Origin of the sequence: Tabrizicola sp. (assembly GCF_016792905.1) — a bacterium.
Classification (GTDB): Bacteria; Pseudomonadota; Alphaproteobacteria; order Rhodobacterales; family Rhodobacteraceae; genus Tabrizicola.
The window spans coordinates 37565-60981 of record NZ_JAEULP010000065.1; the positions used below are offsets into that span (position 1 = coordinate 37565).

27 protein-coding genes and 1 tRNA gene are annotated in these 23417 nt (G+C 65.9%); 15 read left to right on the plus strand and 13 right to left on the minus strand.

The window, feature by feature from the left end:
- Positions 1-3 precede the first annotated feature (3 nt).
- Both JNL31_RS13395 and meaB read left to right on the plus strand, forming a co-directional pair.
- Entirely contained in the window at positions 4-1020 is a 1017-nt protein-coding gene (locus JNL31_RS13395; protein ID WP_294974060.1) for an NADP-dependent oxidoreductase, read from the plus strand.
- A gap of 87 nt (positions 1021-1107) precedes the next feature.
- Positions 1108-2085: a methylmalonyl Co-A mutase-associated GTPase MeaB gene (gene meaB / locus JNL31_RS13400; protein ID WP_294974062.1), complete on the plus strand. Its 978-nt coding sequence runs from the start codon at positions 1108-1110 to the stop codon at positions 2083-2085.
- A 3-nt stretch (positions 2086-2088) separates the two neighbouring features.
- Here meaB and JNL31_RS13405 read toward each other — a convergent pair whose 3' ends face one another.
- Entirely contained in the window at positions 2089-2982 is an 894-nt protein-coding gene (locus tag JNL31_RS13405; RefSeq protein WP_294974063.1) for a DMT family transporter, read from the minus strand.
- Between the two features lie 140 nt (positions 2983-3122).
- Between JNL31_RS13405 and JNL31_RS13410 the strand changes: the two genes are divergently transcribed.
- Positions 3123-3752: a helix-turn-helix transcriptional regulator gene (locus JNL31_RS13410; protein ID WP_294974066.1), complete on the plus strand. Its 630-nt coding sequence runs from the start codon at positions 3123-3125 to the stop codon at positions 3750-3752.
- Between the two features lie 157 nt (positions 3753-3909).
- Complete coding sequence (rpmB, locus tag JNL31_RS13415) at positions 3910-4197, plus strand: 50S ribosomal protein L28 (protein WP_294974069.1); 288 nt, start codon at positions 3910-3912, stop codon at positions 4195-4197.
- A gap of 156 nt (positions 4198-4353) precedes the next feature.
- On the opposite strand, the gene JNL31_RS13420 is transcribed toward rpmB, so the two are convergent.
- Positions 4354-4662, minus strand: a complete 309-nt coding sequence (locus JNL31_RS13420; RefSeq protein ID WP_294974071.1) for a hypothetical protein — start codon at positions 4660-4662, stop codon at positions 4354-4356.
- Between the two features lie 225 nt (positions 4663-4887).
- Between JNL31_RS13420 and JNL31_RS13425 the strand changes: the two genes are divergently transcribed.
- The 3 genes from JNL31_RS13425 to JNL31_RS13435 all read left to right on the plus strand — a co-directional run bounded on the left by JNL31_RS13425 (position 4888) and on the right by JNL31_RS13435 (position 8385).
- Entirely contained in the window at positions 4888-5535 is a 648-nt protein-coding gene (locus JNL31_RS13425; protein ID WP_294974072.1) for a pyridoxamine 5'-phosphate oxidase family protein, read from the plus strand.
- A 116-nt stretch (positions 5536-5651) separates the two neighbouring features.
- On the plus strand, positions 5652-7451 hold the full coding sequence (gene lepA / locus JNL31_RS13430; RefSeq protein ID WP_294974075.1) for a translation elongation factor 4: 1800 nt from the start codon (positions 5652-5654) through the stop codon (positions 7449-7451).
- A 130-nt stretch (positions 7452-7581) separates the two neighbouring features.
- Positions 7582-8385 carry a hypothetical protein gene (locus JNL31_RS13435; RefSeq protein WP_294974078.1) on the plus strand — a complete coding sequence of 268 codons (804 nt, stop codon included), beginning with the start codon at positions 7582-7584 and terminating at the stop codon, positions 8383-8385.
- A 193-nt stretch (positions 8386-8578) separates the two neighbouring features.
- On the opposite strand, the gene JNL31_RS13440 is transcribed toward JNL31_RS13435, so the two are convergent.
- The 4 genes from JNL31_RS13440 to JNL31_RS13455 all read right to left on the minus strand — a co-directional run bounded on the left by JNL31_RS13440 (position 8579) and on the right by JNL31_RS13455 (position 9709).
- Complete coding sequence (locus JNL31_RS13440) at positions 8579-8842, minus strand: type II toxin-antitoxin system RelE/ParE family toxin (protein ID WP_294974079.1); 264 nt, start codon at positions 8840-8842, stop codon at positions 8579-8581.
- The gene (locus tag JNL31_RS13445; protein ID WP_294974081.1) at positions 8839-9114 is read right to left on the minus strand and encodes a type II toxin-antitoxin system Phd/YefM family antitoxin; all 276 of its coding nucleotides are present in this window, start codon (positions 9112-9114) and stop codon (positions 8839-8841) included. The genes JNL31_RS13440 and JNL31_RS13445 overlap by 4 nt, the downstream gene beginning before the upstream one ends.
- A 128-nt stretch (positions 9115-9242) precedes the next feature.
- Positions 9243-9443: a hypothetical protein gene (locus JNL31_RS13450; protein WP_294974083.1), complete on the minus strand. Its 201-nt coding sequence runs from the start codon at positions 9441-9443 to the stop codon at positions 9243-9245.
- Positions 9444-9574: 131 nt separating this feature from the next.
- A complete protein-coding gene (locus JNL31_RS13455; RefSeq protein ID WP_294974086.1) occupies positions 9575-9709 on the minus strand; it encodes an entericidin A/B family lipoprotein in 135 nt (44 codons plus the stop codon).
- Positions 9710-9870: 161 nt separating this feature from the next.
- Between JNL31_RS13455 and JNL31_RS13460 the strand changes: the two genes are divergently transcribed.
- From JNL31_RS13460 to dtd, 4 genes are read left to right on the plus strand one after another with little or no spacing between them, the layout of a single operon-like run.
- Positions 9871-10161, plus strand: coding sequence for a hypothetical protein (locus JNL31_RS13460; protein ID WP_294974088.1), 291 nt, complete (start codon positions 9871-9873; stop codon positions 10159-10161).
- Positions 10162-10211: 50 nt separating this feature from the next.
- On the plus strand, positions 10212-11177 hold the full coding sequence (locus JNL31_RS13465; protein ID WP_294974091.1) for a phosphoribosylaminoimidazolesuccinocarboxamide synthase: 966 nt from the start codon (positions 10212-10214) through the stop codon (positions 11175-11177).
- A gap of 42 nt (positions 11178-11219) precedes the next feature.
- Positions 11220-12143, plus strand: coding sequence for a carbohydrate kinase (locus tag JNL31_RS13470; RefSeq protein ID WP_294974093.1), 924 nt, complete (start codon positions 11220-11222; stop codon positions 12141-12143).
- Positions 12140-12583 carry a D-aminoacyl-tRNA deacylase gene (dtd, locus tag JNL31_RS13475; protein ID WP_294974095.1) on the plus strand — a complete coding sequence of 148 codons (444 nt, stop codon included), beginning with the start codon at positions 12140-12142 and terminating at the stop codon, positions 12581-12583. Before JNL31_RS13470 ends, dtd begins: the two co-directional genes overlap by 4 nt.
- Here dtd and JNL31_RS13480 read toward each other — a convergent pair whose 3' ends face one another.
- The 4 genes from JNL31_RS13480 to JNL31_RS13495 form a co-directional block, all read right to left on the minus strand.
- Positions 12584-13108: a hypothetical protein gene (locus JNL31_RS13480; RefSeq protein ID WP_294974098.1), complete on the minus strand. Its 525-nt coding sequence runs from the start codon at positions 13106-13108 to the stop codon at positions 12584-12586.
- 107 nt (positions 13109-13215) lie between these two features.
- Complete coding sequence (locus JNL31_RS13485) at positions 13216-15108, minus strand: acyl-CoA synthetase (RefSeq protein ID WP_294974100.1); 1893 nt, start codon at positions 15106-15108, stop codon at positions 13216-13218.
- Positions 15109-15218: 110 nt separating this feature from the next.
- The gene (locus JNL31_RS13490; protein WP_294974103.1) at positions 15219-17000 is read right to left on the minus strand and encodes an ABC transporter transmembrane domain-containing protein; all 1782 of its coding nucleotides are present in this window, start codon (positions 16998-17000) and stop codon (positions 15219-15221) included.
- Positions 17001-17074: 74 nt separating this feature from the next.
- Positions 17075-18097 carry a hypothetical protein gene (locus tag JNL31_RS13495; RefSeq protein WP_294974106.1) on the minus strand — a complete coding sequence of 341 codons (1023 nt, stop codon included), beginning with the start codon at positions 18095-18097 and terminating at the stop codon, positions 17075-17077.
- Positions 18098-18233: 136 nt separating this feature from the next.
- Here JNL31_RS13495 and JNL31_RS13500 point away from each other — a divergent pair, with 136 nt between their 5' ends.
- From JNL31_RS13500 to JNL31_RS13515, 4 genes are all read left to right on the plus strand, one after another.
- A complete protein-coding gene (locus tag JNL31_RS13500; protein WP_294974108.1) occupies positions 18234-19058 on the plus strand; it encodes an alpha/beta hydrolase in 825 nt (274 codons plus the stop codon).
- A complete protein-coding gene (locus JNL31_RS13505; RefSeq protein ID WP_294974111.1) occupies positions 19055-20023 on the plus strand; it encodes a threonine/serine dehydratase in 969 nt (322 codons plus the stop codon). Before JNL31_RS13500 ends, JNL31_RS13505 begins: the two co-directional genes overlap by 4 nt.
- Complete coding sequence (locus JNL31_RS13510) at positions 20020-20796, plus strand: alpha/beta fold hydrolase (protein WP_294974114.1); 777 nt, start codon at positions 20020-20022, stop codon at positions 20794-20796. The genes JNL31_RS13505 and JNL31_RS13510 overlap by 4 nt, the downstream gene beginning before the upstream one ends.
- 279 nt (positions 20797-21075) lie before the next feature.
- Complete coding sequence (locus JNL31_RS13515) at positions 21076-22314, plus strand: mandelate racemase/muconate lactonizing enzyme family protein (protein WP_294974117.1); 1239 nt, start codon at positions 21076-21078, stop codon at positions 22312-22314.
- Between the two features lie 68 nt (positions 22315-22382).
- Here JNL31_RS13515 and JNL31_RS13520 read toward each other — a convergent pair.
- The 3 genes from JNL31_RS13520 to JNL31_RS13530 all read right to left on the minus strand — a co-directional run bounded on the left by JNL31_RS13520 (position 22383) and on the right by JNL31_RS13530 (position 23273).
- Positions 22383-22459 (minus strand) — tRNA-Arg (locus JNL31_RS13520).
- Positions 22460-22490: 31 nt separating this feature from the next.
- Positions 22491-22961, minus strand: a complete 471-nt coding sequence (locus JNL31_RS13525; RefSeq protein ID WP_294974119.1) for a GNAT family N-acetyltransferase — start codon at positions 22959-22961, stop codon at positions 22491-22493.
- Positions 22962-23273 (minus strand): ETC complex I subunit, encoded by a 312-nt coding sequence (locus tag JNL31_RS13530; protein ID WP_294974122.1) that lies wholly within the window; start codon positions 23271-23273, stop codon positions 22962-22964.
- Positions 23274-23417 lie beyond the last annotated feature (144 nt).

Genomic DNA, 23417 nt, shown 5'->3' on the forward strand with positions numbered 1-23417 from the left:
ACCATGAGCCTCATCTCCCGTACCATCCAGCTTGCTGCCCGCCCGCAGGGCCTGCCAAAGACCGGCGACTTTCGCCTGGGCGAGGTCCCGCTTCCCGATCCCGGCCCTGGCGAGGTTCTTTTGCAGATGGTCTGGCTCTCGCTCGACCCCTACATGCGCGGCCGGATGAACGAGGATCGGTCCTACGCCGCCCCCACCGCACTGGGAGAGCCGCTTCCCTGCGAGGGAATCGCCCGCGTCCTCGTCTCGAACGACCCGGGCCTCGCTCCGGGCGATCAGGTTCTGGTCCATGATTTCTGGCGCGACCACGCCGTCCGCAAGGCCGCCGACTGCCGCAAGCTCGACCCGTCGCAAGGCCCGGTGCAGACGGTGCTCGGCGTCCGTGGCATGCCCGGCCTCACGGCCTACACCGGCCTGAAGCACATCGGCCGCCCGAAAGCGGGCGAGACCGTGGTGCTTGGCGCCGCCACCGGCGCGGTTGGCAGCGTGGTGGGCCAGATTGCCCGGCTCCAGGGCGCGCGGGTGGTGGGCGTTGCGGGCGGGGCGGAAAAATGCCGCCATGCCGTCGAAGAGCTTGGCTTCGACGCTTGTCTGGACCGCCATGCGCCGGGGCTTGACGCGCGTCTGGCCGAAGCCTGCCCCGACGGCATCGACGTCTATTTCGACCTGACCGGCGGCGATGTCCTGACGGCGGTGCTGCCGTTTCTGAATCCCTTCGCCCGCATTCCGGTCTGCGGCACCATCGCCAGCACCAACGCCGCCGCCACGCCGTCCGGCCCCGATCGCCTGCCCGGATTCATGCGCCTTATCCTTACCCGGCATCTTCTGGTGCGCGGGTTCATCGTCGACGACTTCAGCGCCGATACGGCCGAGTTCGAGACCGCCATGGCGCGCTGGCTCGCGGACGGGTCGATCCGATACCGCGAGGATGTCAGCCAGGGCCTTGACAGCATGGTCCCGGCCTTCATCGGCATGCTGGAGGGGCGGAATTTCGGCAAGACCCTGGTCCGCCTTGGCTGAACCCGGTCGCGCGATGACGAAGTTTTCTGGCGCCGCCCCTCGCCAAGCCCGCGCGCTTCCGGCAAAAAGGCCCGGAACGGAGGCCCGATGGACACCCAGGAACGCGCCCGACTGATCCGATCCGGCGACCGACGGGCGCTTGCCCGCGCCATCACGCTGGTCGAGAGCGCGCGTCCTGATCACCGGGCCGAGGCCCTTGCCCTGCTCGGCGCGCTGCGCCATGGCCCGCAGGCACTGCGCATCGGCCTGTCCGGCACGCCGGGCGTCGGCAAGTCCACCTTCATCGAGGCCTTTGGCCTTCTGCTCACCGGCCAGGGCCTCAAGGTCGCCGTCCTTGCCGTAGACCCTTCCTCCGCCCGCTCCGGCGGTTCGATCCTTGGCGACAAGACGCGGATGGAACGCCTCTCGCGCGATTCCCTCGCCTTCATCCGCCCCTCGCCCAGCCAGAGCCAGCTTGGCGGCGTCGCCCGCCGCACGCGCGAGGCCGTGGCGCTCTGCGAGGCGGCGGGCTTCGACATCGTCCTGATCGAGACGGTCGGCGTCGGCCAGTCCGAGACCGTGGTGGCCGAGCTTTCCGACCTCTTCCTCCTGCTCCTCGCCCCGGCGGGCGGCGACGAGCTTCAGGGGGTCAAGCGCGGCATCATGGAAATGGCCGACCTGATCCTCGTCAACAAGGCCGACGGCGATCTGAAGCCCGCAGCAATGCGCACCGTGGCGGACTATGCCGGGGCGCTCCATCTCCTCCGCCGCCGCCCGCAGGACCCCACAGGCTTCCCCAGGGCCCTGCCGGTTTCGGCGCTGGAAGCCGAAGGATTGGCAGCGGCCTGGGCCGACATGCAAAGCCTGATCCAGTGGCGCAAGGATCACGGCCATTGGAATCGCACCCGCGCCACCCAGTCCCGCCACTGGTTCGAGGCCGAAGTCCGCGAGGGCCTGCTTGCCGCCCTGTCGCGCGAGCCGCAGAAGGGGCTGATGGCCAGCCTGGGTGATCGCGTGGCCAGCGGCGATCTCTCGCCCGAGGCCGCCGCGACCGAGATGCTGCGCCTGTTGGGCCGCCCGGCCTGATCCCTACCGCGTGAAGATCAGTGCCAGGCCGGCGACGGCCAGGGCTCCGCCCGCCCAGCTGGTCAGCGTCGGCCTTTGCCCGGTCCGCAGCCAAAGAAGCGGCAGGATGATCACCGGCGAGGTCGCGGACAGCGTGGCAATGATGCCGGTTTGCGACCCCTGAAGCGCGTAAAGGAACAGCGTCATCCCCAGCAAAAGTCCGATCAGCGCCGTCAGCGCGGTCAGGGCCAACAGTTTGCCGGACACCTGCCGAGGCCGGGACGGCGCGAAGGGCAGGGCGGCGGCCACGCCCATCACCAGCCCCGACGCGCCCACCCGAATCAGCGAACCGACATAGGGGTCGAGGCCTCCCGCCATGTAGGGCCGCGCGATCAGCGCTCCCGCCGCCTGTCCCAGCGCCGCGCCCAGCCCGAACAGCACGCCGATCCCCAGCCCGCCCCAGACCTGCTCCAGCCGGTGCGCGCCAGAGGCGGGCCGACCCAGGATCGCCAGCGCCACTCCGGCGACTGTCGCAGTGATCCCGGCCCAGGCCTGGCCCCCCAACCTTTCGTCCAGCACCAGCCAGCCCAGAATGGCAGCCATTGGCGCGTTCAGCGCGAAGACCGCCCCCGCCCGACGCGGCCCGAGCCGCCCGACGGCGGCAAAGTTCAGCGTGTCGCCCAGAAGGATGCCGACCACCCCCGACACCGCCAGCACTGCCACCGCCTGCCAGCCCGGCAGGGCCAACCCGCCGGAAGCAAGGACCACCACGGCCAGGATCAACGTCACGAAAACCTGCCGGATCAGGTTGAAATGGAACGCCCCCAGCGCCCGGATTGCGTCCGAGGCGATGATCCCCGTCGTCGCCCAGCAGGTCGCCGTGCCGAGCGCCGCAAGCTCGTGGATCGGAAAGGCCATGTCGTCTCCTTCGGGGCCATGGGTCGCATGCGCCATCCGCCGCTGCAAGTCAGCCTGCCCGGTTTGGCCTGAACGATGGTTCGGCAATCTCCGAACTATCCCTACTGGACGCCGCCCCACGCCCGCGCCATGCTGCGGGCATGATCGAAAGCCCGAACATTGCCCGCCTTGCCGCTCCGCTGGCCGATCCGGCCCGGGCGCATATGGTCACACTTCTGATGGATGGCCGCGCGCGCACCGTGACCGAACTTGGCGCCGCCACCGGTCTTGGCAAGGCCAGCGCTTCCGAACAGGTCACGAGGCTGGTCGAGGCCGGGCTCCTGCGGGCCGAGAAACAGGGCCGCCACAAGTATCTCGCGCTGGCCAGCCCTGCCGTTGCCCGGTTCATCGAAGCAATGATGGCGCTTGCGGGACCCACGTCGGCCAAAGGCAGGGTCTTCGGCCCCCGCGACCCGGCCCTGCGCGAGGCCCGGCTCTGTTATAACCATCTCGCGGGCAGCCTTGGTGTCCGTCTGTACCGCAGCCTTTCGGCGCGGGGCTTCCTCACCCATACCCCCGGCGGTTTGGACCTTACCCCGGAAGGTCAGGCCTTCTGCCTTGGTCTTGGCTTGCCGAAGCCGACCTCGCCTCCGCCCGCACGCCCCTCTGCCGCGACTGCCTCGACTGGACCGAACGGCAAAGCCATCTTGGCGGGCGACTGGGCCGCCTGCTCCTCGCGCGGATGGAGGCCGAGGGCTGGATGCGCCGCCGCGAAGGCAGCCGGGCCCTGACTGTCACAGCGAAGGGCAGGGCCGGGTTCGACCTGGCCTATCCGGCCCCCTGACCGCTTGACGCCGCCGGGGATTCCCCTTACACGCCCCCAATCGAATTCGAGGGTCGGGGATTCCCCGCCTTCTTCCGCTTTTGACGAATCGAAGGAACACCAGAATGTCGCGCGTCTGCGAACTTACCGGCAAGGGGCCGATGTCGGGCAACACGATCAGCCACGCCAACAACAAGAGCCGTCGCCGGTTCCTTCCGAACCTGAACGAGGTCACGCTGATCTCCGACGTGCTCGGCCAGTCGTTCAAGTTCCGCGTCACCGCTGCGGCGCTGCGCTCGGTCGACCATCGCGGGGGCCTCGACGCCTACCTGGCCAAGGCCAAGGACGAAGAGCTGTCGGCCAACGCGCTGAAGATCAAGAAGGACATCGCCAAGGCGCAAGCCGCGGCCTGATCCGGCTGACCTGAAAACAAAGGCCCCGCCTTCGGATGGAAGGCGGGGCCTTTCGCGTTTCTGCCGGACTTGCGGCTGGTCATTGGATCGTAGGGTGGCAATCTGCCCACGTTCCATGCGTGGGCAGATTGCCACCCTACCAATAGATGCGGCAGATCACCCGCCGCAATAGGCCTCGGCGGTCTGGCCAAAGCTCTTGTAGCGCTCCCAGAAGGCATCGTCCGACGAGGATTGCGACACCCAGGTCGCATGCGCCGCTTCCGGATCCTTGAAGAACTTCGCTGCCCGGCGCTGGTCGCCGCCCGACAGCGTCATGTCCGCCGCCTGCTGGATGCAGCCGCAAAGCGAGCGGTTGCCGCCCCGGTCCGAGGCCATGCAGGCCTTTTCGATCGGGCCGGCTTCCGCCACGCCCGAAAACACCGCAAAAGACGCCGCCACAGCGGCCGCAAACAGGTAGGATTTCATTCGCTCTGCCTCATTGCCGGTCCCGGGGCCGCGCGATGCAGCCTCCCTCGCCGGTCGTTTTCTGCCGATCATCATGCCGCGTCCAAGGGATTTTTTCAAGCCGGACAGTGACTTGGCGGATTTTGGCCGACCGTCGCAATCTCTCGCGGGGCATTTGCGCCGGGGCCACAAGATGCAGTAGGACTTGGCGTGTCCCGCCCGGACCTCCCGAAAACGTGAGCCGCCATGCCGCATGCCGCCCCAAGCCCCCGGACCCGCGTCCGCCGCCTGCATGACAAGGCCGCCTACGACCGGGCCGTGATCAATGCGATTCTCGACGCAATGCCTGTCGCGCATGTCGGCCACGTCGTCGACGGTGTCCCCGTCGTTACCCCGACCCTGCAATGGCGCGAGGGCGACCGGGTCTACTGGCACGGCTCCTCGGCCAGCCGGATGCAGAAGCGCGCCGCCCGGGAACAGGTCTGCCTGACCGTCACCCTGACCGACGGCATGGTCCTCGCCCGCTCCGGGTTCGAACATTCGGTCAACTACCGCTCGGTCATGGTTTTCGGGCAGGCCGAGGTGGTGGCTGATGCGGCCAAGACCGCCCATCTGCGCGCGATGATGGACCAGATGTTCCCCGGCCGCTGGGACCAGCTTCGCCCGATCACCGCGCAGGAGGTGAAGGCTACCCGAATCCTTTCGCTGCCCCTGACCGAGGCCTCGGCCAAGATCTCCGCCGGTCCTCCGACCGACCCGCCGGAGGACTGCGCCTGGCCCGTCTGGGCCGGGGTCATCCCCATCCGCCTGATCGTAGGCGAACCCGTGCCCGCCCCGGACCTTGCCCCCGATCTGCCGGTTCCCGATCACGCCAAGGGCTACAGCATCGGCTGATCCTGACCCCTCGGCTCGTCGATGACGTCGTCATTCCTCGCGCCCCGCAACGAGGAGGTGACCTCTAACGAGGAGCCCCTTTCGCGGCCTTGCAGGGCAGGCTATACGCCCAGCCCATGATCACGCTCGACCGCATCCGCAATTTCTCCATCGTGGCGCATATCGACCACGGCAAATCCACCCTGGCCGACCGGCTGATCCAGTCGACGGGCACGGTCGCCGAACGCGACATGCAGGCCCAGCTGCTCGACTCGATGGATATCGAGCGCGAACGCGGCATCACCATCAAGGCCAACACCGTCCGCATCGAATATCCGGCCAAGGACGGCAAGACCTATATCCTGAACCTGATCGACACCCCCGGCCACGTCGACTTCGCCTATGAGGTCTCCCGCTCGATGCGCGCCGTCGAAGGCTCGCTGCTGGTGGTCGACGCCTCGCAGGGGGTCGAGGCGCAGACGCTGGCCAACGTCTACCAGGCGCTGGACGCGGGGCACGAGATCGTCCCGGTCCTCAACAAGATCGACCTTCCGGCCGCCGAACCCGAGCGGGTGAAGCAGAACATCGAGGACGTGATCGGTCTCGACGCCAGTGACGCCATCCCGATCAGCGCCAAGACCGGCCTCGGCATCCCCGACGTGCTGGAGGCCATCGTCCACCGCCTCCCCGCCCCCAAGGGCGACCGCAATGCACCGTTGAAAGCGATGCTGGTCGACAGCTGGTATGATGCCTACCTCGGCGTTGTCGTCATGATCCGCATCGTCGACGGCGTGGTGAAGAAGGGCGACCGTATCAAGATGATGCAGACCGGCGCCGTCTACGGCATCGACAAGCTGGCGGTCCTGAAACCCCAGATGGTCGACATCCCCGAGCTTGGCCCCGGCGAGATCGGCGTCTTCACTGCCTCGATCAAGCAGGTCCGCGATACCAAGGTCGGCGATACCATCACCCACGAGAAGAAGCCCTGCGCCGAACCGCTCCCCGGCTTCAAACCCTCGGTCCCCGTCGTCTTCTGCGGCCTCTTCCCGGTCGACGCCGCCGATTTCGAGGCGCTCCGCGACGCCATCGAGAAGCTGGCGCTGAACGATGCCAGCTTCACCTACGAGATGGAGACCAGCGCGGCCCTGGGCTTCGGCTTCCGCATGGGCTTCCTCGGCCTCCTCCACCTGGAAGTCGTCCGCGACCGCCTCGAACGCGAATACGACCTCGACCTGATCACCACCGCGCCTTCGGTGGTCTTCAAGCTGCACATGAAGGACGGCGAGGTCCGCGACCTGCACAACCCCGCCGACATGCCCGACCTCACCTACGTCGACCATATCCAGGAGCCGCGGATCAAGGCCACGATCATGGTCCCCGACGACTATCTCGGCGACATCCTGAAACTCTGCCAGGACCGCCGCGGCATCCAGCTGAACCTGACCTATGCCGGGTCGCGGGCGATGGTCGAATACGACTTGCCCTTGGCCGAAGTGGTCTTCGACTTCTACGACCGGCTGAAATCGGTGACGAAGGGCTACGCCAGCTTCGACTATTCCATCTCGGAATACCGAGAGGACAACCTGGTCAAGATGTCGATCCTGGTGAACGACGAACCGGTGGATGCTCTCAGTATGATGGTCCACCGCGACCGCGCCGAGGCGCGCGGGCGTTCGATGGTCGAGAAACTGAAGGACCTGATCCCCCGCCACATGTTCAAGATCCCGATCCAGGCGGCCATCGGCGGCCGCGTGATCGCCCGCGAGACCCTCTCCGCCATGCGCAAGGACGTGACCGCGAAGTGCTACGGCGGCGACGCGACCCGGAAGAAGAAGCTCCTGGAGAAGCAGAAGGCGGGCAAGAAGAAGATGCGCCAGTTCGGGAAGGTGGAGATTCCGCAGGAGGCGTTTATTGCGGCGTTGAAGATGGATGGGTGAGGCGTCAAGTACAGAATCTTTGCGCGTTTCTGGGAATGGAGGTATACTAGCCTAGAGCAATCGTTAGAGGTCCGTTATGACTATCCGATTGGCTGTCCTAGGATTTTTTCTGTTTTTTTCTTTTGTAGAAATGGCTGCATCAGATAGCTGCGAAAAAGATTGCAATGCAGAGTGCTGCCAAACAATCAGGATTACGCCATGGGACAAGAATACGGTTTGTGAGCCTGCGTGCAAGACCACTTGTGAGGCGTCGAAGTCCGCCTGTAAGCTTTCAGGCGGTGCTTTGCCAACAGTTGCCGCACCGAATACCATTGAGCTTGTTGAAAAGGCCCTGCGCGCATCCTGTGCTTCCGGGTTTGAGGTAATTACAAAGTCGGTAATTTTATCTCAAGGCAGCTATGCTGCGGGAAGCGAAGTCCTTTTGAATGATGCTAAGAGCCTGCTAGTGGCAGCTGGACTTTTTGGCGCACGAGAATTTGATGGTGTATCGATTCGTTGGGGACGCATCACTGCGGAGGGCATTGCCCCTGATAGGGACACAATATTCATTTCAGAGAACTACTTGGGTTCCAACGATTTATATTCAGTTGCTACAATTCTTGGTCACGAGATGATCCATGTAAGGCAATATCGTAACTTAGGGACAGACAATTTCAAGTGTGAGTACACACGTAAGTATTTGGACTGTGGCGCCTGCCAAGACAATGGACATCCGTTAGAAGCGGAAGCCTACCAGTGGAATACTGAGAATAACGGCACTGTGGCGAACGCGGTCAACTCCGCAGCGATGAACGGTGGCAATCAGTCGAATGTCGGCTACACCTGTTACACGCCGGTTGGTTATTGCCAGTACCCTTCTCCTGCGCCTGTAGGATGGCAATGTGAGTGTAGCTCACCGCAGGGTCTTATTTATGGTGTTTTTGGAACGCCATAACCAATGAGCCTCCGTAGTTCGTTCGAAGCAAGCGCAGGGTCGGTTACAACCCAACTCCTTCATCCCTCAAAGCAATCCGTCCGCGTCGTCGTCGCGTTCGTGCGCCTCCTCCACCGCCACTGCGGTCTTCGCGCGGAATGGCATGCCGCACGCGGCGACCCGCAAGCGTAGGGTACGTACCCTTTTTTTCGACCTACCAATAAACCTCCCCCCTCGGTGCGACCCTCACCACCAGCACCACCACCCGGTCCTCCTCGATCTGGTAGATCACCCGCCAGGTCCCGACCCGGACCCGCCATTCGTTCTCCCGGCCTTCCAGCTTGCGGCATCCCGGCGGCCTCGGATCATCGGCTCGTCGCAGGATCGCGTCCCGTATTCGCCGCGCCAGGCGCATGTCCTTGATGGCGAGGAACTCCTTCTTCCCCCGCCGGTCGAACTCCACGGTCCGCCGCGTCATTCGGCGGCTTCACCCTTGGCCAGTTCCGCGAACACCTCTTCCGCCGAATACCGCTCGTTCGGGTCATAGTCCGGCCGTGAATACTCTTCATCCAGTTGCTTGCGCCAGAACGCATCCTCGGCGCTTTCCATGAAAGCGAGGTCCTCCATCGTGACAATCGCCGCCACGGGCTTGCCATGCCGGGTGATCGTCACCTGCGCATGCGCATGCTCGACCTGCCCCAGCAGGTCCGCCAGCCGCTCCCGCGCCTCCGATACGGTGACCTCGATCATCGCCGCCTCCGTTTTGTACAAAATGTAACATGCGTTACATCCGTACAAAAATCAACGGTACAGCAAAAACGGGGCGGTCTCCCGCCCCGCGTAGGTCGGGGCCCGCCCCGACTTCCTCGCAAGAGGTGCTACTTGCACACCCCGAGGTCGTCGCAGAACACCCCGGCAGCCCCGCCGACGACCGCCCCGGTCACGGCGTTCCCGCCGGTCACGTCGGCGATCACGGCGCCGCCTGCCGCTCCGGCAAGGCCGCGTTCGGTGTCAGTATCGAGGCAGCCCGACAGGGCCAGGGCAACGGCCATCAGGCCGGACAGCTTCACGAGTTTCATCGGTCATCCTTCCAGGTTCACGGACCCGATCCTGCCCGCCCGCCGCGGCCTTCGCATCGGACAAAGCGGCCCGCCCCGACGGCTCGGCAGCCTTCCACGCATGGAGACCGGCGAAACCGGCGGTTGTCTGCCTACATCCCCGCCCGGGTCTCCTGCGCTTCCTCGGTGATCGCCTCTCCGGCGGTCTCAAGGTCGCGGCCGGCACCTTCGATGGTTTCACAGCCGGAAATGCCCAGAAGGGCCAGAAGGGCTAGGGTCCGGGTCATGGGTCAGGTCCTTGGTTGCGTATGTTTCCACCAACTCGCCAGACCGCATCCCGTTCCGGGGCCTTGCAGCATGGAATTCACCCCGGGCAGGCGCCACCCTGCAGAGAGACCGACGGACGAGGCTTAACCCGCCGTTAACCAATGCCTGCGACGCTGACCACATGAAAGCCATCATCCCCCTTGTCTTCCTCGCCGCCTGTGCCTCTCCCGCCCCCGAATTCATGGGGGCCACCCGCACCGACATCACCCTGAACGGCCGGGATTACACGGTCTTCCAGAAGGGCGAGCGGGTGGAAGTCATCCGCCTCGGCTATGCCCGGCGCGGCGAGCACCAGGAGATCCGCGCCACGATGATCGAGCTGATCCCCCGCGTCACCGGCTGCCGTTTGCGCGAGAACACCCTGCAAGGCGACAGCGGCGAAATGCGTGGGTCGGTCGACTGCCCGGCTTGACTTGGCCCCCTGAAACGCCAAGAAGCAGGCACCGAACGCGGGGGCCTGCCATGCCGAAGATCGACCTTTCCAGAACCCTGCCGCACGCCAGGATTCCCGAGCTTCCCGACCCCTATTTCGGCAAGGTCCGCGACTGCTACGACCTGCCGGATGGCACCCGGCTCCTGATCTCTTCCGACCGGATCTCGGCTTTCGACCTGAACCTTGCGGTGATCCCCTGGAAGGGACAGGTCCTGACCCAGCTGGCCCGCTACTGGTTTGAAAAGACATCGGATATCGCGCCGAACCACGTCATCTCCTACCCTGATCCGAATGTCGTCCTGGGAAAGAAGCTCACCATCCTCCCCGTCGAAATCGTCGTCCGCGGCTACCTGGCGGGCACCACCTCGACCTCGATCCTGACGCAGTACAACAAGGGCGCGCGCAGCATGTACGGCCATGCCCTTCCCGACGGCTTGAAGCCCAACCAGGCCCTGCCGCAAGCGATCATCACGCCCACGTCAAAAGCCTTTGACGGTGGCCATGACGAGCCGCTCACGGCAGCGGACATCATCGCCACCGGCCTGTTGACGAAAGCGCAATGGGACGAGGTCAGCGAGAAGGCTCTGGCGCTGTTCGCAAGGGGGCAAAAGATGGCGGCCGAGCGGGGCCTGATCCTCGCCGACACCAAGTACGAATTCGGCACCGATGCCGAGGGCAACATCCTGCTGGCCGACGAAATCCACACTCCGGATTCCAGCCGCTACTGGATCGCGGAGGGCTACCCGAAGGCCTTCGAGAACGGGGACCGCCCCCCCAGTTTCGACAAGGATGTCATTCGCTCCTGGGTCGTCGCGCGCTGCGATCCCTACAAGGACAAGGTGCCGGATATCCCCCCGGACATGATCGAGAAAACCGCGCTGGTCTACATCGACGCTTTCGAGGCGATCACCGGGCAGACCTTCGTGCCGGATACCAGCTGCGCCACCGTGCTTGACCGCATCCGCACCAACCTGACGCCGTTCTTCACGGCCTGACCTGTTTGCGCTAACAGTGACGAAATCCAAGGGGGGACGACCATGATTCTCAGCTGTGGCGAAGCGCTGATCGACATGCTGCCGCGGACTTCGACCGACGGCGAGGCCTGCTTTGCCCCCTATGCCGGGGGCGCCGTCTTCAACACCGCCATCGCCCTTGGCCGGCTGGGTGCGCCATCGGCGTTCTTCTCGGGCGTTTCCAACGACATGCTGGGGGAAATCCTGGCCGATACCCTGACCGCCTCGAAGGTCGACACGCAGTATCTGGCCCGGTCGGACCGGCCGACCACGGTCGCCTTCGTCAAGCTGGTGAACGGCCAGGCGACCTATGCCTTCTACGACGAGGCGACGGCGGGGCGGATGCTGTCGACCGCCGACCTACCGGTGCTTCCCGCTGACATCTCGACGCTCTTCCTGGGCGGGATCAGTCTGGTCAACGACCCGGCGGCCAGCACATACGAGGCGTTGCAGGCCCGCGAATCTGCAACCCGCGTCACCATGGTCGACCCCAACATCCGCCCAGGCTTCATCGCCGGGAAGGAAGTCCAGTACCGCGCCCGGATCGAGCGGATGGTGGCGAAGGCCGACATCGTGAAGCTGTCGGATGAAGACCTGCACTGGCTGGAAGGGCAGGGCGACCTGACCGCGCTTGCGCGGGGCATCCTGGCCAAGGGACCGAAGGTCGTCTTCATCACCGAAGGCGCCAAGGGGGCGCGGGCGGTGACGGCGACGCAGGACATCTTCGTTGCGGCGCAGAAGGTCACGGTCGTCGATACCGTCGGCGCGGGCGACACGTTCAATGCGGGCGTGCTGGCCGCGCTGCATCAGGCGGGCGCGCTGACCAAGGCCGGGGTAGCGGCGCTTGACGATGCCACTTTGACCGCCGCGCTTTCGCTCGGCACCCGCGCCGCCGCCGTCACCGTCAGCCGCGCCGGGGCCAACCCGCCCTGGGCGAACGAGCTGTGAGGGCGGTCCTCCAGCGCGTCAGCGAAGCGCAGGTCCGGGTGGATGGAGAGCTGCTCGGCGAGACCGGCAAGGGCTTCCTGATCCTGGTCTGCGCCATGGGTGGCGACACCGAGGTGCAGGCCGAAAAGCTTGCCGCCAAGGTCGCCAAGCTGCGGGTCTTCAAGGACGATCAGGCCAAGATGAACCTGTCGGTGCGCGACATCGGCGGTTCTGCGCTGGTGGTCAGCCAGTTCACCCTCGCCGCCGATCTGCGCGGCAACCGGCCGGGCTTTTCCACCGCCGCCCCGCCAGCCGAGGGTGAGCGGCTTTACCTCCACTTCGCCCAGTCGCTGGAAAAGGAAGGCGTCCCGGTCGCCACTGGCCGGTTCGGCGCCGACATGGCGGTCAGCCTGGTGAACGACGGGCCCGTGACCATCTGGATGGACACCGACCAGCCCTGATCAGTTGAACGGATTTCCCGGCGTCTTCTTGGTGATCACGTCGCCGCAGTCGACCAGCGCGCCGATCGAGGCGCTGGACCCCGCCAGCGAATAGTTCTGCACGTCCGCCCCGTCCTTGTCGCGCAGGTACAGCCGGTTGCCGCGCGCGACCTCGGTGACGAAGTTGATCCCGGCCTGGCTGTCGGGCAGGTAGAACAGCACGGAATTCTGGTAAAGCTCGGCCCCCGTCAGGCTCCACGGCGCGCGGCGGTCGATCTGTACGCCCAGGTCGGCGGTCTGGCCTTCGCCGAATTCCCAGGCGGTGGAATAGAACTGCAACTGCACCGCGCCGTCGGGGAAGGTCCAGATACTGAAGCTTTCTCCCGGCGCCTTCACCTCGGCCACGCAGCCGACCGAGCCGTCATCCCAGCCGACAATCGAAACCTGCCAATGCTTGTGCGAGAACAGGACTTCCGAGTCCTGCGCGCCTGCCACCCCCGCCGATGCCGCGATCAATGCAGCGGCCAACCCCATGCGAATGCTCATCGTCCCTTCCCGTAACAAGGCCCTTTCACAAGGTTTTCGCGCCCCGGGGCGATTCAGGCAAATGAAACTTGCTGTCACGCAAGCGACAGTCGGCGACTGTGGCGCGATCAGGGTGCCCATTCCCAGGGGTTCGAGAACTGCCCCAGCACCGCCTGCACCGCCGCATCCTCGACCGTGGCCGATTTCTGCACCTGCGCCACCAGCCCGCGCTTCTTGTCCTCGATCACCGCGCCGACCCGGACGGGAAGGCCGGCCTCGGCCAGCGCCGCGTCATAGGTCCGGGTGATCGCCATCCGCCGCAGGTCGGGCTTGAACACCTTGCCCACCGCCGTCTTCGGCAGTTCCGCCATGATTTCCAGATGCTTGGGCACCGCCGCGCGTTCGCTGATATGCTTGGCCGCATAGGCCATCAGTTCCTCGACCGTGGCCTGCGCGCCCTTGACCAGCTCGACATAGGCGCAGGGCAATTCGCCCGCATGGGCATCGGGCTGGCCGATGGCGCCGACGAAGCCCACCGCCTCATGCCCCATCAGGGCCTCCTCGATGATCGCCGGGTCGATGTTGTGGCCACCGCGAATGATCAGGTCCTTCGCGCGGCCGGTGATGAACAGATAGCCCTCCGCGTCGATCCGCCCCAGGTCGCCGGTGCGCAGGAAGCGGCCATCGGCGAAGAGCTCGCGGTTCTTGTCGGCCTCGGTATAGGTCGACCCCTCATAGACGCCGGGGTTCGAGACGCAGATCTCGCCCACCTCGTCCACCGCGCATTCGCGGTAGTCCGTCGCCCCCTGCCGGGTCAGGATGCGGACGTTGCAATAGGGGAACATGAAGCCGACCGAACCGATCTTCTTCACCCCGTCGGGCGGGTTGACCGAGACGAGGCAGGTGGCTTCGGTCAGCCCGTAGCCCTCGACGATCTCGACCCCGGTTTCTTTCTTGAAGCGGTTGTACAGCTCGACCGGCAGCGGGGACGACCCGGAGAACGCGTTCTTCAGGCTGGAAATGTCGGCATTGACCGGGCGCTGCATCAAGGCGGCAAGGGCCGTTGGCACGGTGATCATGTAGGTGACGCGGTAACGCTCGACCAATTTCCAGAAATTGTCGAACACCCCCTCGCCGCGATAGCCCTGCGGGGTCGGGAACACGACATGCGCGCCCGAGCCGATCATCGACATCAGGATCGGATAGCAGGCGAAGACATGGAAGAGCGGAAGCGGGCAGATCACCACGTCGGTCGGCCTGAAGAGCAGCGTCGCACCAAGCCAGCCGTTGTAGACCATGCCGCTGAGCTTGTGCTGGGCGACCTTGGGCATTCCCGTGGTGCCGCCCGTATGGAAATAGGCGGCAACGCGGTCGTCCTGGCCATCGGTGAAGGTCAGCCTGTCGGCGGGCATTCGCGCCATCTCGGTCCTGAAGTCCTTGACATTGGCGGTATGCCGCACCGGGTTCTTCGGTCGGACGAAGGGCACGATCAGCTTCTTCAGCCCCGAAAGGTAGGGCACAAGATCGACCTCCAGCACGGTCTTGACGTTCGGCGCGAATTGCACCGCCTCGCCCACCTTTTGCGCGAGGTCGGTCTTGGGAAAGGGTTTCAGGGTGACGACGACCTTGGCATTGGTTTCGCGCAGGATCGAGCTGATCTTGTCGGGTTCCAGCAAGGGGTTGATCGGGTTGACGATCCCGGCCACCGCCCCGGCCAGCAGCGTGATCACCGTCTCCATCGCGTTGGGCAGGATGAAGGCAACCACATCCTTCTCGCCGATGCCGAGGCTGCGAAACAGGTTAGCCGCCTGCGTCACCTTGCCGTGCAACTCGGTCCAGGTGAACGTGATCTTCTTCGTCTCCGGCCCGGACAGCAGCTGATAGCTGACCGCAGGCCGCGCGCCATGCGCCGCCTTGGCCCGGGTCAGGAAGTCATACATCGACCGCGCCTGGCCCCGGTCGGCCCAGAGCATCTCGGCTTCAATGGCCTTCAGGTCCGCAGCGGTTGCGAAAGTGGTCATCGGTTCCTCCCCCCATGCCCCGCTGTTGCCGCGGGCTTCCGTCGAAGATGGGGGTGGAAAACGGGTTTGTGAAGCCGGTTATTCCCGACCAGGGCGGCCGGGACGCGACGTCAGACCGCGCCTTCGGTGAACTGAAGCCGGGCGAGGCGCGCATAAAGACCATCTTCCGCGACCAGCTCGTCATGCGTGCCCTGCGCGACGATCTTGCCGTGATCGAAGACCACGATCCGGTCGGCGCGCTTGACCGTCGCCAGCCGATGCGCCACGACCAGCGTCGTCCGGGTTTCGGCCAGCTTCTCCACCGCCGCTTGCACCAGCCGCTCGCTTTCCGCGTCCAGCGCCGAAGTCGCCTCGTCCAGAAGCAGGATCGGCGCATCGCGCAGGATCGCCCGCGCAATCGCCACCCGCTGCTTCTGCCCGCCTGACAACATCACCCCGCGCTCGCCCAGATAGCTGTCATAGCCCTGCGGCAAGCCCGTCAGGAAGTCATGCGCGGCAGCGGCCTTCGCGGCGGCCTCCACCTCGGCATCGGTCGCGTCCAGTCGGCCAAAACGGATGTTCTCGCGGGCCGAGGTGGCGAAGATCACCGGGTCCTGCGGCACCAGCGCGATGGACTGGCGGAAGTCGGCGCGCGCCAGATCGGTCAGCGCCAGCCCGTCCAGCGTGATCCGGCCCGCCTGCGGATCGTAGAACCGCATCAGGAGTTGCAGGATCGTGGTCTTGCCCGCGCCCGAAGGACCGACCAGCGCCACCGTCTCGCCGGGGCGGACATGCAGGCTGACGCCGTTCAACGCCGAAGCCTCGGGCCGCGCCGGATAGCGGAAGGTCACGTCCTCGAATGCGATCTCGCCCCTGACCGGGCGGGGCAGGGGCGCCGGGCGCAGCGGGTCCTGCACGGTATCTTCGGTCCCCAGCAGTTCCACCAGCCGCTCGGTCGCCCCCGCCGCCCGCTGCAACTCGCCCCAGATTTCCGACAGCGCCCCTACGGCCCCCGCCACCATAACCGCATAGATCACGAACTGGATCAGCGCGCCGACCGACATCGCCCCCTCGCGCACGTCCCGCGCGCCGATCCACAACACGCCCACGACGCCGGCAAAGACCAGGAAGATCACGATCACCGTCATCACGGCCCGCGTCTTGATCCGCGACTTGGCGGATGCAAAGCTTTTCTCCGTCACCTCCGCAAACTCGCGCCGGGTTTCGCCTTCGTGGGTGAAGGCCTGCACGGTCTGCACCGACAACAGCGCCTCGGACGCCGAGCCGGAGGAGGCCGCGATCCAGTCCTGGTTTTCCCGCGACAAGGCCCGCAGCCTGCGTCCCAGAACGATGATCGGCACGATGATCGCAGGCACGACCAGCAGGACCAGCCCGGTCAGCTTGGCCGAGGTCAGCATGAGAAGCACCAGCCCGCCCAGCAGGATCAGCACGTTGCGCAAGGCGACGGACACCGACGAGCCGATGACCGACAGGATCAGCGTCGTATCGGTGGTGATCCGGCTCAGCACCTCGCCGGTCAGGATCCGCTCGAAGAACGCAGGCGACATGCCCATGACCCGGTCGAAGAGCGCGCGGCGGATGTCGGCCACCACGCGCTCACCCAACCGCGTCACGAAGTAGTACCGCAGCCCCGTGCCCACCGCCAAAAGCGCCGCAATCGCCAGCGCCGCGCCGAAATACTTGTCCAGAAGCTCGACCCGCGCCGAGTTGAACCCGTCCACCACCCGGCGCACCGCCAAGGGCAGGACCAGGCTGATCCCCGCGGTGAGCATCAGCGCCAAGAGCGCCAGCGCCGCCATGCCGCGATAGGGCCAGAGGAACGGGACCAGCCCGCGCAACGCGCCGACCCGTTTCGACTTTGGCCGATCCTCGACGTTTGAGCTGTCCGACATCCGTCTTGCCTCGCTGACTTCGGGCATGCGTTTAGCCCCAGCCGATGCGGCTCACAAGCGCGACTCTTGCCGCATCAGGACGCTTCGATCTCGGCAATTGTCGCATCGGCCGACCGTCGGGCGAATGTGCCGTCGTAAAGCGGGGCCAGGCTCGGGACCTGGTCACTGATCGGCGCCATGTGCTCGCTGAAGGCATAGGGATCGAACTTGTAGCCAACTTCGCAGACCAGGATCCGCCCGGTTCCGCTCTCGATCAGCAGGTCATGGTGATAGAACCCCGCGCCGATCGCCTCATGCAGGCGCCCGGCAAGGTCCCGCAACTCGGGCTCGCGCTTCACATACAACTCGTCGAACACACGGTTGTACAAGGCCGCATCGCGCGGCGTCGAAACGCCATGCACGGAAGGCCGCCGCATGTCTTTCTCCCGAATGCCAAGATAGGGAAGCACGATCTGCCGCCCGACTGCCATCAACCGCAGCGTCGTCAGATAGTCCTTCCCGTCCACGGTGATCGTGGTGTCGATGAACTCGGTGTTGTAGCGCTCGTCGTCAAGCGCCCCATCGCCGGACAGAACCCAGGCCGGTTTCGACGTCGAGGCCGCCGCGTTGGAAAATACCGGCGCGCCCGGGGACGGCGTCATGCTTGGCATCAGGATGCCCCGCTCCGTCAGGCGGCGATTGGTCGGCGCCTTCTTCCCGATGATCCGGCCGGTTGGCAGGTTGTTGAAGACGCAGCGCGCCCGGGCTTCCGCCCTTGCCACCTCGGCATCGTCGGGAATGATGTTCTCTTCGTTGTAGAGGTGGATGATCGAAGGGTTCGGTTGCGCCGACAGCGTGAGAAGCTCGTCGCCCGTAAAGGCAAAATGCGTCGCGTAGCCTCGCTCGGCAAGCCGCTGGCAGAATCCCGGAAAGAACCGCTGCGGGTTGACCTTGCCGCGGGACTTGATGGCCCGAGGGGTCAACGCTGCCACGATCACATGGCCGATCGGCCTGGACACGACAGGCAGCGGGCCGATCTCTGCAAGCTCGCTTTCGCGACGGCTTCTGATGCGCAGTTCGGCCCGGGTCAGATCATCGGAATTTGCCTTCTGGTCCATCGCGCTCCCTCATGCCGATGCGACCCTAGGTGAAATGCGCCCCTTGTTCAAACAGGTCGCACGGCGCGGATTTCGTGATGGAAGCCTCTGGGAAAAGGCGCCTCCCGGCTGGTATATCGGGACTGCAAGCCCGGAGATGACGATGTACCGCTTCACCGCCGAAGACGGCGCCAGCCTCGCCTACCGCGACGAAGGCGCTGGCCTGCCCCTCCTCTGTCTGCCCGGCCTGACACGGTCGATGGCGGATTTCGACTACCTGATCCCGCACCTGCCCCCTGTCCGGTTGATCCGGATGGACTATCGCGGCCGTGGGGCCAGCGACCGGACCGGCGCGGCCACCTACACGGTGGATCAGGAAGGTCGCGATGCGCTGGCCCTTCTGAGCCACTTGGGGGTGCAGAAGGCGGCAATCCTCGGCACTTCGCGCGGGGGGCTGATCGGTATGGTCCTTGGCGCGGTGGCGCGCGACCGGGTGCTGGGCCTGTGTCTCAACGACGTCGGGCCGGAAATCGCCCGCGACGGCCTGAGCCGCATCTTCGACTATGTTGGCCGCAACCCGGCGGGCGGCACGCATCAGGGCTATGCCGAGCGTCTGTCGCGCAGTCCCGGCTTCGGCGGCGTGCCGATGTCCCGCTGGCTGGATGAGGCGCGAAAACTCTCCGTCGAAACCCCCGACGGGTTGCGCCTTCCCTATGACCCCGCCCTGCGCGAAGCCTTCCTCAAGGCCTTCGAGGGCCCGCCGGTCGATCTCTGGCCGCTGTTCGACGCGCTGCAAGGCCTGCCGCTGGCCCTGATCCGGGGCGCGAACTCCGACCTCTTGACCGCGGACACCGTGTCGAAAATGCGCGCACGCCGCCCCGACATGGGTTTCGCGGAAGTGCCCGGTCGCGCGCATATCCCCTTCCTCGACGAACCCGAAGCCGTGGCCCTGATCCGCAGCTTCCTGAAAGGCCTTGCATGACCGACATCGCCCTGATCGAGGCCGCCGCCGCCCGCATGGCAGGCCATGTCCGCCGCACGCCGCTCCTGAACGCCCCGCTTCTCGACAAGGCGGCGGGACGGCGCATCTTCGTCAAGGCCGAATGCCTGCAAGTGACCGGCAGCTTCAAGGCCCGGGGCGGCTGGTCCGCGGTCTCGGCCCTTTCGCCCGAAGCCCGCAAACGGGGCGTCATCGCCTATTCCTCCGGCAACCACGCACAGGGCGTCGCCCATGCCGCCGCCCGCCACGGTGCGCCTTGCGTCATCCTGATGCCGTCGGACGCGCCGCAGGTGAAGATCGCCAACACCCGCGGCTATGGGGCCGAGGTTGTCCTCTACGACCGCGCGACCGAGGACCGCGACGCTATCGGCGCCCGGATCGCCTCCGAAAGGAGCCTCACGCTGATCAAGCCCTATGACGACCCGCAGGTCATTGCAGGGCAGGGGACCGTGGGGCTGGAACTGGCAGAACAGGCGCAGGAGGCCGGGATCACCCAAGCCCCGGTCTTCGTCTGCTGCGGCGGGGGCGGCCTCTCTTCGGGCATCGCTCTGGCGCTTGCCGCCCGCGTCCCGGGCCTGAAAGTCCGCACCGCCGAACCCCAGGGCTTCGACGACATGGCCCGCTCCTTGGCCACCGGGCAGCGCGCACGCAACCCCGCCCTCAGTGGTTCGATCTGCGACGCGATCCTGACCCCCACCCCCGGCGATCTGACCCTTCCCATCCTCTCGCGCCTCGCCGGGCCGGGGGCCGTGATCACCGACGACCAGGCCTTGCGCGCCATGGCGCTGGCCTTCACTCACCTGCGCATGGTGCTGGAACCCGGCGGGGCTGTCGCGCTTGCCGCCGCGCTGTTCGCCGCCGACCTGCCCGACACCGTCATTGCCGTCGCCACCGGTGGCAACGTCGATCCCGCCACCTTCGCAACCGCGCTGGACCGCTTCGCGTGAGCCTCGTCTGGCTCGACGACCTCCGCTTGAATGCCGAGCTTTCCGGCCCCGATACGGCGCCGCCCTTGGTGCTGATCCACGGCCTCGGCCTGGACCTCCGGCTCTGGGACGCGCTTTTGCCGCGCGTGCCCGCCCGCACCCTGCGGATCGACCTGCGCGGGCACGGGCTCTCTGACACGCCCGCTCCGCCCTACGCGATGGGCGCCCTCATCCGCGATGTCGAGCGCCTGATGACCCATTTCGCCCTGAAGGACGCCGTCGTCCTTGGCGCAGGAGAAGGCGGGCTGATCGCACAGGGCCTGGCCGTCAAGCGCCTCGACCTTGTCCGCGCCATGGTCCTGACCGGCTCCGCCACCCGCTTTGCCAACCCTTCCGTCTGGGAGGTCCGCCTCGCCCGCCTGCGCGATTCCGGTCCCGACCTCGACGCCGAATGCGCGCAACTTCTCGGCCCGCGCTGGCAGGGGGCGCCCGCGCTGGCCCCGGTCCGCGGCATGCTGGAGCGCACCCGCCCCGCCGGCTGGCAGGGCTTCGCTGCCGCGATCGCCACGGCCGATTTCTACCAGACCACCGCCACCCTGAAACTGCCGACCCTTGTTCTCGCCGGGTCGGACGACCGCAAGACGCCTCCGGACCTCCAGCGCGAGCTTGCCGACCTTGTCGCCGGTGCGCAGTTCCACCTCCTGCGCGGCGGAAGCCATCTGTCCATGCTGACCCATGCCGAGGCTTTCGCCGAAACCCTGCGCGGATTCCTGACCCGGATCGGCCATTTCTGACCGCCGTACCGTTGCTGAACTTGCAGATTCCGAACGCTGATCTGACGTGAAAGTCTGCAGAATGGCCTAAGCTTGATGAATCCATACATCTGCGCGCCAAGAGAAGAACGGAAATCCGCATGAAGGGTCTTTGACAGCGCCATTCCATCCGCGCCACTTTCTGTCGTGAATGAATAGGCCTTGTCCGGCCTTCCCCCGTAGCTTTCTCATGGTCGACATGCTCCACCGGGGCACGGGGGCGTGAAACCCCTTGCCTCCTTCCAGCCAGAGGGGACCGCCATGAAACTCAAGGACCTCGAAATCTTTGTCGTCGCGCCCCCTTTCCCCGGCTGGGGCGGGCGCTACTGGATCTTCCCGAAGCTCACCACCGACACCGGGATCGTTGGCTACGGCGAATGCTATGCCTCGACCGTCGGCCCCAAGGCGATGCGCGCGGTGATCGAGGATGTGTTCGAACGGCACATGCAGGGCGAGAATCCGGAAAACATCGAGCTGATGTTCCGCCGCGTCTATTCCTCCGGCTTCACCCAGCGCCCCGATCCCACCGTGATGGGTGCCTTTGCGGGGCTGGAGATCGCCTGTTGGGACATCCTCGGCAAGGCCCGCAACCGGCCGGTCTGGGCGCTCCTTGGCGGGAAGATGAACGACCGCATCCGCAGCTACACCTACCTCTACCCGGAACCCGGCCAGGAATCCGCCGAGTTCTGGGTCAGCCCGGAAATGGCCGCCCAAGCCGCCGCCCGCTTCATGGACCTGGGCTTCACCGCCGTCAAATTCGACCCCGCCGGCCCCTACACCATCCGCGGCGGGCATGAACCGGCAATGTCCGACATCAGCCGCTCCGTCGCCTTCTGCAAGGCGATCCGCGAGGCGGTGGGCGACCGCGTCGACCTTCTCTTCGGCACCCATGGCCAGTTCACCACGCCGGGCGCGATCCGCCTTGGCCGCGAACTCGAACCCTACAACCCGCTCTGGTATGAAGAACCCATCCCCCCCGACAACCTCCTCGAATTCGCCGAAGTTGCGAAATCCGTCCGCGTTCCCCTCGCCACAGGTGAGCGCCTGACCACCAAGGCCGAATTCGGCACCCTCCTCCGCGCCGGGGGCGTCAAGATCCTGCAACCCGCGCTTGGCCGCGTCGGCGGCATCTGGGAGGCGAAGAAGATCGCCGCCATGGCCGAAATCTTCAACGCCGAGATGGCCCCGCACCTCTACGCGGGTCCAGTGGAATGGGCCGCCAACGTCCACCTCTCCACCTCGATCCCGAACCTCCTGATCGCGGAAACCATCGAGACCGGCGGCGCCTTCCACCAACGGCTCATCCGCAACTCGATCCGCTGGGAAGACGGCTACATCCTGCCCCCCGAAGCCCCCGGCCTTGGCATCGACTTCGACGAGGATGTCGCCCGCGCCCACCCCTACACCGGCACCGCCCTGCACCTGCAGATGCAGGAGGCACCCTGCGACTATCGCCACGGCAACCGCTTCGAAGGCGGCGCCCCCAGCACGCCCACCTGACCGCCGGATCCGCGGCAGCGCCGTCCGAGTGGCTCGATGCCACGAGGACGGCTCTCTGTCTGAAGACATGGCGGGCCCAGGAGGACTCGAACCCCCAACCTCGGACTTAGAAGGTCCTTGCTCTATCCAGTTGAGCTATGAGCCCGCGCCCCCGCCTTTTGGGCCAAGGGAAAGGATCAGGCAAGCACCTTCGTCATGTAGACCGAGTTCGGGTCAAGGACGTATCCCTCGAACGGCGGGCATTCGGTGAACCCGGCCCGCTCGTAAAGCCGCCGGGCCGGTTCGAACATCGGTTGCGACCCGGTTTCCAGGCTCAGCCGGGTGAACCCCGTCGCAAGCGCCTCGGCCATAAGATGCGCCAGCATCGCCCGCGACAACCCGCGCCCGCGCACCTCGGCCAGGACATGCATCGACTTGATCTCGGCATGGCTCGGGTCAATCCGCTTGAACGCGCCCATGCCGACCGGTGTGCCCGCCTCGCGCATAACGTAAAAGGCGATCTGCGGCTGGTCGAGCTCCGAGGCATCCATCATGTGAATGCTCTCCGGCGGGGTATCGGCATGCATGTCGGCTGTATGCCTTTCCATCAGCAGCGCCAGATCAGGGCCGGTCGGCCGCTCGCGCGTGATGGTCAGATCGGGCGCCATTCAGTGCGTCCAGGCGCCCTTGCGGTCGGTGGCAAAATTCTCGCCATAGCCGCGCGCACGGATGTTGGCCTTGCGCGGCTTCGGCGCGACGAGGTCAAACTCCAGCCCCTTCTCGGTGGCATAGGCCTCGGCCGCCTCGCGGGTCTCGAAGCGCAGCCGCACCTGAGCCTGCGTGTCCCCGGACGAGGTCCAGCCCATCAGCGGGTCCACCTCGCGTTCCGAGGCAGGCGCAAACTCCAGCACCCATTGATGCGTCTTGGCAGTACCGGACTGCATGGCGGTCTTGGCGGGCTGGTAGATGCGGGCGCGCATGGGCAAATCCTCTGAACCTGCGCCCTGTGTTATTCCGAACGCCGGGCCAAGCGCAAGCGCGAGCTGCGCCGGAAAAGGCTGCCGGTCGACGTCTGGGAGTGTGGGGTGGGGTAGGGTCGACGCCGACCGGCAGCGGAAGTTGCT